Origin of the sequence: cf. Phormidesmis sp. LEGE 11477, assembly GCF_015207105.1 — a bacterium.
GTDB lineage: Bacteria > Cyanobacteriota > Cyanobacteriia > Phormidesmidales > Phormidesmidaceae > Phormidesmis.
The window spans coordinates 1-9,915 of the sequence record NZ_JADEXO010000170.1 but is presented as its reverse complement, the minus strand read 5'-3'; the positions used below and the strand labels follow the sequence as shown (position 1 = coordinate 9,915).

The following is a 9,915-nucleotide window of genomic DNA, read 5'->3' as shown; positions in this document are numbered from 1 at the left end:
ATTGGGTTGTTTGCCACGTTTTTACGACGGGCCCAGGCGGCTAGAGCGCCGCCTGTAATAAACATCAGCAGGCTGTATATCGCGGCTGGAATAGACATGGTTGGATTGTTGAGTAGGGTAGGCGCGGTAGCCACTGCGATCGCCAACGTTCCATTTTGAATGCCCACTTCACAAGTAATCGCGGTGGTGCCTTTGGGATCGATCTTGGCTGCTGTAGCCAGCAGATAGCCTAAAGCCATCGTCGTCAGATTGAGCGCTAGCGTCACCCAGCCGACTTGAACAATGTAGCTAGCTAGATTAGCCCGCTCTGCCAGTAAAAGCCCAAAGATAATTAGACCTAAGAAAAATAGCGATAGCCACTTTACCCATTTCTCAACATTGGCTGAAAATAAAGGCGCATATCGATGCAGCAACATACCAAATGCGATTGGAATTAGGGTGATAACAGCGATTTGAAGAACCGTTCCGAGAAAAGGTAGCTGCAGAGCAACCCCTTCTCCAACAAACTGCTGCGTCGCTAGATTCACGACCAGAGGAATGGTGAATACAGTAATCAAACTGCTGATAGCGGTGAGCGTCACCGAAAGCGCAACATTACCACCCGCTAGATAGGTGAGCAGATTTGAGGTAGGCCCACCTGGACAAGCCGCTAAGATCATTACGCCGACTGCTAGCTCCGACGTTAGCGGAAAAAGAGAAGCCAGAAGAAATCCGACGAGTGGTAAGAGTATCAGCTGAGCGGCTAAGCCAGTCAACACTGCCTTCGGCGAGACTATGATGCGTTTAAAGTCAGCCAATGTGAGGCTTAGGCCCATCCCTAGCATGATGATGAACAGGGCTAAGGGCAGAAAAACAGCAGTCAGTAGATTTGAGTCCATAAGGAAAAAATGTTTTTTAATGCAGCGTGCTAGCTATGTGCCAAGACCGGGTGACTAAGACTGAAGTAAGCCTCACGATCAGTCAATAGCGCAAATCCTCTGAAGTTGTCACCCGTCAACGATCGCGACAATGACCGCCAGCTACCCGTAGTAATGCTACCGGAAGTTGAGCGGATCTCAGTGCTCTACATTGAATCTATGGAACTGAATCTATGGACTGTACTTGCGATCAATCAGATGGCGCGATCGCTTCATAGACACCCCCTGCCAAAGCACAGGCAATCCCGCAACTGAGGGCATAGCTAATCACATTGTTTGTCAGTTGATCAGGCGGAAGATTGAAGACCTGCTCAACCACATCGCGAATCAGAAATAATCCTATTAGGCCCGCTATCAGGAATACGGCAACCGCAGATTTTCTTCTTCTTTGAGCTTTACTGGCAAATCGCGTACCGTACCAAGCTATGCAAGCGGCCCCGATTAGATTTCCTATAACAGCTAGAAGGGTGTCATCTGCGACCAAAGGACGCAAAAGACGACTACTCATTAGAACAACAAGACCGCCAATAAAAAGACCCACCACAAAGCCTTGTAGAGCCCTCGGTGATAGCAGCGACTTTGTTAGATCAACAAAAAAACTCATACTGACGCACCGTGAAACAACCATTCAATAGAACATATGGAAAGGGTTTAACTGATATGCATTTGGCGAGACAGCGCGTTGAAGCCAAAGCTAACTATAGCCTAATTACAAAGTTGAGGTACAGTCCATCGGCTGACAAACCCTGCATCGGCTCATGAACAGTAGCCACTGAAGTCAGCGACAGAAAAGGCAGCTTAATTATGTCTGTGTGGTGATGGATGGATGGGGATGGGCCATCATGCTAGAAAGGCAAAAGTTTATACCAGGTTGGGTTTAGAACGATTTCTGCATATGTACCTTTTACAAAAGCAAGCTAGCGTCCACTCAAGCAAGTTCAACCAGATCTTCAGCAGAAGGAAGTACGGAATAGCGCTGCTGTTCTGGTTGGGCCTGTGCCTACCGATGGCGCTACCCGCGAATGCTCAGCTAGAGGAGACACAAACCGAGAACGCACAGCCTGAGAATGTGCAAACTGAGAATGCTCAGCCTGAGAATGTGCAAACTGAGAATGCTCAGCCTGAGAATGTGCAAACTGAGAACGCACAGCCTGAGAATGTGCAAACTGAGAATGCTCAGCCTGAGAACGCTCAAACTGAAACAGCAGCACCTGCGCCGCCAGCCGAAGAAGCTGCCCGTGAAGCTGACAGGCCCGATACTCAAGCAGCCGAGCCTCAAGGAGGGTCGGTAGTCGTCGGCGTTAGTCATTTGCCACCGTTTGCGATCGCAACCAAAACTGAATCGGGCACCGACTGGGACGGCATCGGCGTTCACCTGTGGCGAGAAGTGGCCGAAGAGCTAGATATCTCCTACGAGTGGCAAGAGATCTCTCCTAATGAAGCCATAGACCAGGTAGAAAATGGAACAATAGATATTGCCATCACCGCTGCTGCCACCGCTTCAGCCGAAGAGCGGGTAGACTTTACCCAAAGCTACTACGTGACTTCTATCGGCATCGCCCAAACCGCGCAGCGCAGCATTCTAGACAATGTAAGAGCGGTTCTATCGCCTCGGTTTTTGTGGATTGTTTTGTGGCTCTCTGCGCTGCTGATAGCGGTGGGCGCGATTGTCTGGCTGTTTGAGCGTCGCTCTGACGAAGAAGTGTTTGGCAAAGGGATAACGAGTGGGCTGTGGGACAGCTTTTGGTGGTCGGCGGTGACGATGACGAGCGTGGGCTATGGCGACAAAGTGCCTACTACATTTGGCGGTCGGCTAGTAGCGCTGTTTTGGATGATTGTGGCACTGGCGGTGGCGGCAACTTTGACGGCTTCTATTACCTCTGTACTCGCTGCGGACGATAGCGGCCAGCTCACGCAGGTAGCAATGCTCAAACAGCTCAAAGTAGGCAGCGTCGAAGGATCGAATGCGGCTGAAGCGTTAAAAGAACAAGATATCTCTTTTCAGCCGATTAACGTGCCAGAAGATGGATTGAATGCGATCGCCGACGACCAGATAGACGCCTTCGTCGATGATGCAGCGCTTTTGAGCTATATCAACAACAACAACTTTCAAAGGCGATTTGTTATAGAATCTACCGGACTTCAGGCCCGCCGCTATGCCTTTGCCCTAACCAACGACGATCAGCAGCTAGAAGCGATTAGCGCCCAGGTGATTCAAGAGCAAACCGACGCCGACTGGCAGCCACTACTCAATCAATTCTTGCCAAAGAACAACTAGGCACGTACGAGTTGATATCCTAAAATAGGAAAGTATGAATTAAATTGACGGGCTAGAAGCACAACATTCCTGAAGGTTGCTAGAGAACGCATATGCTGAGTCGACTGCGCCAACATAAGAGAATAACCCTCTTTACTCTGTTTAAGACAGGTTATTATCAAAATGTTGATTTGCATATGTTCGATGGATCTTATTAATATAACTTCACTCCTACTTGCCGTAATTAGCATCTTGATAAGTGTCTATTTTTATCTAAAATCTAAGTCAGTAAAGAGGATACTCTATTGCTCAAGAAGTATCACCGTTATCGAGGATCTTCCACAAGACAATCGTCTTAAACTATACTTTAGCGATCGGGAAATAAGGAAACTTATTCTAACTAAAGTAGCTATTTGGAATAGTGGTAGTGAAACTATAAAGCCAGATAGCTTCGTGGAGAAGATCCCTCTAAGAGTTTCGTTTGCTGCTCCGAACAAAACCATCGAATCTTATCTTCTGTATGCAAACAATAAAACCAACGAAATCTTACCCAAGATAGACCAAGCCGGAAACCTGTTGATAAACTTTAAATATCTAGATCCTGGAGATGGCGTTGTCATAAAGATTGCTCATGAAGGAAAGGTAGAAGATTTCGTCTCTGTGGAAGGCACTATCTACAACAAAAAGAAGAACAGAGTTAAGAGGGTATCCAAAGAATATTTCATTCAATATATGAGAGGATCAATATCATACAGAGAGACAAAGAAGGCTTTCAAATATAGTTTCTTGCCTGTGGTACTATTATCCATAGTACTTTTCCTAACTATTCTAACTGGATACGCTATAGCTAAAGCTAACGTAACCGAAGGAACCTTTAGTCTTCTGCTAATTACCGCCCCTTCAGTTTTGGTGGCTCTGCTTTACCTTTTTTATGCGGAGAAACTGTACGGAGTAATCGAAGCTCCTATATTTAGGTACATGCAAAGGATCAGGGAACCTAAGATAGCTTGTGAGTTCGTTTCCGAAAACTGGGCTTTGTCAGAAGGAAAGATAGTCGAATAGAGGATTTTCATATTGGCCTGCTGACTAGTGCTTGATCTCTGTGATTATGATAGGCGCATGATTTATAAAGTGCTTTTACAGCAATGCTTTTAGAAGCTGACAGCCTGTCATTTATTGCGAGGTAGAGCACTAGTATGACTTGTCTTTTAATATAGACAGAGAAAATTTCAGGTAAAACGTCAATCGTATTCCTTACTATCAACTCCATCCGACAAAATCTTCCTTACTCTACATTTCATGGCACTTCGTAAATAGTCGTAGACAAAGAAAAGTTAGAAAGCCCTGCTTGCGCTAGTAGACTTTCTAGAATCTCAGCGTATTCGGTGTTGCTCGGTTCAGACTGATGTATTGAGATAGCTAACGCGATCGCCTCGTGCCAAATACCATTCTCAGCATATTGTTGAAGCAAGTTCAGCTTTTGCGAATTAGAAAGCTGTTCAGTAGAAAGAGGTTCGGTAGATTGTTCCTCTGCCGGAATCGGTACGATCGCCAAATCCGCAACCCGCTGAATGGTGCCAGAAACAGAAACAGAATTCGACGGGCGGGCTGCATCGCAATAGATTGAAAACGTCCAGCTATAGCTTTGGCCAGGCATCAGCTCGCTGACCGGGACAGCTAATATCCCCGCCGCTGTCTCAATGGCAAACTCTTTGCGAAACGCATAGTTGTCGTTGCTATCTTGAATCACTAACTCAGCCGGAACTGATTCTGTCAGCGCGGCTGGAATGTTGAAAAAGAAGGAAGGATTCTCGCTAGCCGTCTGACTCCAAACGGTACCGTCTATTTCTGGAACGAGGGCGGTCAGGTCCTGATAGGGAAGACAGTCGCCACGATTGGCCCCGCCGCGCTGCCGTCCGTCGGGTGCGCCCTGATCGGGAGGCGTGGGCAGAAATTGAATGGTTGATGGCGGCGATGACGACTGAGCAAGCAGTCTCTGAGCTAAAAGGGTTTGGACGGAGGAAGCTTGAGCGGGAGATGCTTGGGCCGAAAGGGCGATCGCAATCCAAGCGGGCATCATGATTCCAAACAAACAGCCTACAGCTCTTCTATGTACGTGCCTTGTATTCACAGGTTTTCTGTTTATAGAGCGAACAGATGTTATGGAGTGAACAGATCGTTTCATAGTTTGAAATTCCCCGGAATTAAACTTATAGCGTTCGCCACTTTTGACCAAGCGAGGATCGCTAAGCCAGCGTTCAAAGCAGATGACAGGCGAAAAAAGACCGCCGAAAAAAGATCCAAAAGGGTTGTTCGCGATCGCATAGCATATATTCAGCGAAAGACATACAGTAGCAATCCAAATGATTGCTACACAAACTTTACCTTGGATACAAAGGCCACAGCATGCGCCGACCGCTCAAACAATTGCTCTGTCTACTTTTCGGCGTTTTCTTAGCAGGCGTCCTCAGCCGAGGTTCAGCACTGTCTTCTATGCCTGTGCTGGCCGCCGCGCCTGTCCTATCTGCAAAATCCACTTCGTCTAGCCTGGTCGCTCTAGATTCAACCGCTCCAGACTCGACCACTCCAGATTCGATTACTCAGAACTTGACCGCTTCAGCTCTGATCGAGCAAGGCCGCGCCGCCTACAACAGCCAACGCTTTACCGACGCAGTAGCGGCCTGGTCGCAAGTGGTCAGCGTCCAACGCCCCCCCGAATCTGCCTCGTCAGCACAGCTTGCGCCGCTAGACCAGGCCCTGACGCTTAGCTACCTTAGCGCCGCCTACCAACAGCTCGGCCAGTGGGAATCTGCTCGTAGCGCCCTCAGCCAAAGCCAAAGCCTACTGCCCGCCAGGCTCGATTCTGTCAAAGCACAGCAGGTCAGCGCCCAGGTGCATAACGCGCTCGGTGGCCTGCATTTTGCCCTCGGCGAAACCCAGCAGGCGCTCGAAATCTGGCAGGTCGCCGCTGACCTCTATGCCAAAACTGACGCAGACTCACGCTACTTTAACAATCTGCTCAACCAGATTCAGGCGCAGCAAACGCTAGGCTACTACCATCAGGTTCGTCGAACAATTGATCGGTTAGAGCAGCGACTATCCACACAGTCAGCAGTAGTACAAATTCAGGGATATCAAAGGCTCGGCCAAGCCTATCGCCTAACGGGAGATTTGACTAAGGCGCAAGCAAGCCTACAGACCGCGCTCGATTTGGCCCAGACAGCAGCTTACCCGACAGCGCCTATCCTGTTAGAGCGGGGCAATATTGCTCAGGCCGAAGGAGATACCTCAACGGCTTTAGAGTTTTATCAGCAGGCGATCGCCTCTAGTCAGAGCAGCAGCCCAGGCACTCACCCCGATATCCAAGTCAAAGCTCAGCTCAACCAGTTAAAGCTCTTAGCAGAGACAGAACCCACTGCCGTATCGCCGATTGTTGCTTCTCTATCGCTTGATATTCCTAAGATGACGCCAGGGCGATCGCAGATATACGCTTACATTCACGCTTCGCAAAGTCTCTTTAAGCCCAGTCTCTTTCAGCGAGAGTCAGCCGCTGAAATCACCACAGGCGTCCGCTGGCTTGCCCAGGCGATTCAACAAAGTATCGAGCTACAAGATAGCCGAGCAGAATCCTATGCCAAAGGCGCACTAGGCCATGCCTACGAACTTTCGCAGCAGTGGGCTGACGCGCAAGCGATGACCGAAGAAGCGCTGAGGATTGCCCAAGCGATCAACGCTAGCGATATTGTCTATCAGTGGCAGTGGCAGCTAGGCAGGTTGCTCAAACAGCAGGGGCAAAGAGACTTAGCGCTTCAGACCTACCGAGAAGCATTTTCTACGCTGCAGCTGCTCAGACAAGATATCGTCACGACCAGCCAAGATCTACAGTTTTCTTTTCGAGACAGCGTAGAACCGGTCTATCGAGAATTGGTTGACCTGCTCTTACAGCCCACCTCTGAGCAACTTGTCGGGGCTGATCCCTATCCACAAACAAAATCAGAACAAATAGAATCAGAACAGCGGCAACTAGAACAGACTGCCATAAGACAAACAAAGTCTCAGCTAGCAAACCCAGAACAGCGACAGGCGCGGCTCGTAGAAGCGAGAAAAGTCATTGAATCTCTGCAAGTCGCCGAATTAGACAACTTTTTTAGAACCGCTTGTCTAGAAGCCCAGCAGGTAGATCTAGATCAGGTAGAACAAACTTCTGCTGCCATTATCTATCCAATTATCTTGCCCGATCGCCTAGAGATGATTGTCAGCCTACCCAACCAGCCTTTGCAGCAATATACGACGCCTGTTGCCCAAGCCAAATTAGAACAGACGCTCATAAGCTGGCGACAAAACATCGAAAAGCCATTCACCGCCCCCGAAGGTAAAGCGCTCGGACAAGAGATCTATAGCTGGCTAATCGAGCCGATGCAAACCGCCCTGATCGAGGCCGATATCAAAACGCTGACCTTTGTTCTAGATGGCGCGCTGCGTAATGTGCCCATGGCGGCACTCTACGATGGTGAACGCTACTTGATCGAACAGTACGCCGTCGCCCTGTCACCGGGATTGCAGCTTTTGGGGCCGCGATCGCTCCAAGAAACCAACGAGACAGCTTTGCTCGCAGGGCTAACAGAATCACGCCACGGCTTTAGCCCGCTGCTGAATGTGGCAGACGAGCTAGAAACTGTGCAAACCCTAGTTGACAGCAATCTGCTACTGAACGAATCTTTCACTACCGAACAGTTGACCCAACAAGTCACCCAGACCGAGCGACCGATCATACACCTGGCCACGCACGGTCAGTTCAGTTCAAATGCAGAAGACACTTTTATCTTGGCTTGGGATCGTCCGATTCCAGTGCATGAACTCAGTGCCTTGCTTCGGGCCGGAGATGACAGCCGGGTCGAGCCAATTGAGCTGCTGGTTCTCAGCGCCTGCGAAACGGCCAACGGAGACAATCGCGCCGCCCTAGGACTTGCAGGCGTAGCCCTCCAGTCAGGCACTCGCAGCACTCTCGCTTCACTTTGGAATCTAGATGATGCGTCAGGAGCGGTTTTTGTACAGGCTTTTTATCGGGCGATCGCACCGGCAAACATCACCAAAGCAGACGCACTGCGATCGGCTCAGCTTACGCTTCTAAAAGATCCCAACTATCGGCATCCCATCTACTGGGCTGCCTATGTTTTAGTCGGGAACTGGCTGTGAGCCAATCGCACGTAGTCTTCTGGTAGCCAGTTGCTGTAGTTTTCCAGCTTATGAACAGGCTGCCAATGTCGCCCCTTAAAGTCTTGGCCTGAAATTTTGTTCTTTGAACAGTTGAAGAATCGACCCAGTTCAGAGCAGGCGCGCAGCTATGCGCTTTGAAAGGTGTTAGCAGCTTCTGAACGAGTTTCTGAGAGAATCTCTAGCTGAGCTTCTGGCTGGGTCTCTAATTGATAGTGAAGTGGCAAAACGATGGTAAAAGTTGAGCCAACGTTCGGCTCAGAGCTCACATAGATGTCGCCCTGAAGCAGCTTGATCATTTGGCTAGCGATCGCTAGACCCAGCCCCGTACTGCTATCTGATTTTTGTCCGGCATCGCCCTGATAGTACGGTTCAAAGATCCGACCCTGCTCAGCACTGTCTATGCCTAGACCAGTATCTACTACAGAGATCTCGACGCGATCGCCTGACTCGTCTGGTACTAGCTGCGCCTGAATGCTAATGCTGCCTTTCTCTGTATAGCGGACCGCATTACTCAGCAAATTAGTCAGCACCTGCCTAAACCGCGTTTGGTCTGTGGTCATCGCCCCAATATCAGGTTGACAGTCCACGTCGATCGCCAATGCCTTCTGCTGAGCCAGCGCGTTTAGCACAGTAGCAACCTCTTCTATCACGCCACAAGCATCAATCTGCTCAAGCTTGAGTGCCATCTGACCAGACTTGTAATAAGAAGCATCTAGCGTTTCATTGATCATCGATAGTAGCCGTCTGCCGTTCGCGAGTACCTGCTCAATAAAATCCAAATTAGGTCTCATCGACGAACTCTGCTGCCGCAAGAACAGATCGGAATAGCCAATGATGCAGCTCAGCGGGCTCTTCAGCTCGTGAGCGAGATAGGCCATGTTCCTCTGCTCGTTACGCACCAGACGATCTAGCTCTTGATTGCTGACCATCATCTCGTCGTACAGCCAGTTCACCTCGCGCAGGCGTTCGTCGGTATAGCGATCTAGACAAAAGGCGATCGATTTATCCAATACGCCATCTATCAGCCGCGCTGTCCGCAAGGTTAGCTGAGTATTGCTAGCTAGCAGCGCTGCTTCTAATTCGTCAAAGATAATATTGCGTAAGATGCTGTACTCTCGCACGATTTCGCCAGCGCTGTAGCCTTGTTCGGCTCGCAGTTCGCCGTGAACATTGGCTTTATCAATGGCAGTGCGAACGTCTGAGAGATCGGGATCGCCAAGCAGGTGTGCGATCGCATCTAGCATCGCCGGCAAGCTGTTTAGAACCGCCTCATAGGTCAGATCTTGGGTGCTCTCAATGTGTCTGTTATTACGGACTTGCACCATCCAAGTATCGATGATGACGCGCTTTTTTTGGGCTAGCAGTTGACCAAAATCCATGTCTGACGATTCCTAATTCTTAAAGAAAAATTTATGTATACCTGCAAGCTAACAGACTTCTACCCTACGTAGGTCATCTCTTAGGAATATCGCGGAGGGATACCCGTCAATCGCTAGAATGAAGACCAGACTTCACCGCATAGCC

7 protein-coding genes are annotated in these 9,915 nt (G+C 49.4%); 3 read left to right on the top strand and 4 right to left on the bottom strand.

Annotated features, from left to right (window positions below):
- A partial coding sequence (locus IQ256_RS27130; RefSeq protein ID WP_193858816.1) for a bile acid:sodium symporter family protein occupies nucleotides 1-878 on the bottom strand: 878 nt, incomplete at its 3' end.
- 229 nt (nucleotides 879-1,107) lie between these two features.
- Nucleotides 1,108-1,521, bottom strand: coding sequence for a hypothetical protein (locus tag IQ256_RS27125; protein ID WP_193858815.1), 414 nt, complete (start codon nucleotides 1,519-1,521; stop codon nucleotides 1,108-1,110).
- Nucleotides 1,522-1,812: 291 nt separating this feature from the next.
- On the opposite strand from IQ256_RS27125, the gene IQ256_RS27120 reads away from it, so the two are divergent.
- Nucleotides 1,813-3,195, top strand: coding sequence for an ABC transporter substrate-binding protein (locus tag IQ256_RS27120; RefSeq protein ID WP_193858814.1), 1,383 nt, complete (start codon nucleotides 1,813-1,815; stop codon nucleotides 3,193-3,195).
- 183 nt (nucleotides 3,196-3,378) lie between these two features.
- On the top strand, nucleotides 3,379-4,236 hold the full coding sequence (locus IQ256_RS27115) for a hypothetical protein (protein WP_193858813.1): 858 nt from the start codon (nucleotides 3,379-3,381) through the stop codon (nucleotides 4,234-4,236).
- A 235-nt stretch (nucleotides 4,237-4,471) separates the two neighbouring features.
- Here IQ256_RS27115 and IQ256_RS27110 read toward each other — a convergent pair whose 3' ends face one another.
- Nucleotides 4,472-5,251 carry a DUF928 domain-containing protein gene (locus tag IQ256_RS27110; RefSeq protein ID WP_193858812.1) on the bottom strand — a complete coding sequence of 260 codons (780 nt, stop codon included), beginning with the start codon at nucleotides 5,249-5,251 and terminating at the stop codon, nucleotides 4,472-4,474.
- Nucleotides 5,252-5,580: 329 nt separating this feature from the next.
- On the opposite strand from IQ256_RS27110, the gene IQ256_RS27105 reads away from it, so the two are divergent.
- On the top strand, nucleotides 5,581-8,370 hold the full coding sequence (locus tag IQ256_RS27105) for a CHAT domain-containing protein (protein WP_193858811.1): 2,790 nt from the start codon (nucleotides 5,581-5,583) through the stop codon (nucleotides 8,368-8,370).
- A 146-nt stretch (nucleotides 8,371-8,516) separates the two neighbouring features.
- On the opposite strand, the gene IQ256_RS27100 is transcribed toward IQ256_RS27105, so the two are convergent.
- Nucleotides 8,517-9,770 carry a HAMP domain-containing sensor histidine kinase gene (locus tag IQ256_RS27100; RefSeq protein WP_193858810.1) on the bottom strand — a complete coding sequence of 418 codons (1,254 nt, stop codon included), beginning with the start codon at nucleotides 9,768-9,770 and terminating at the stop codon, nucleotides 8,517-8,519.
- Nucleotides 9,771-9,915 lie beyond the last annotated feature (145 nt).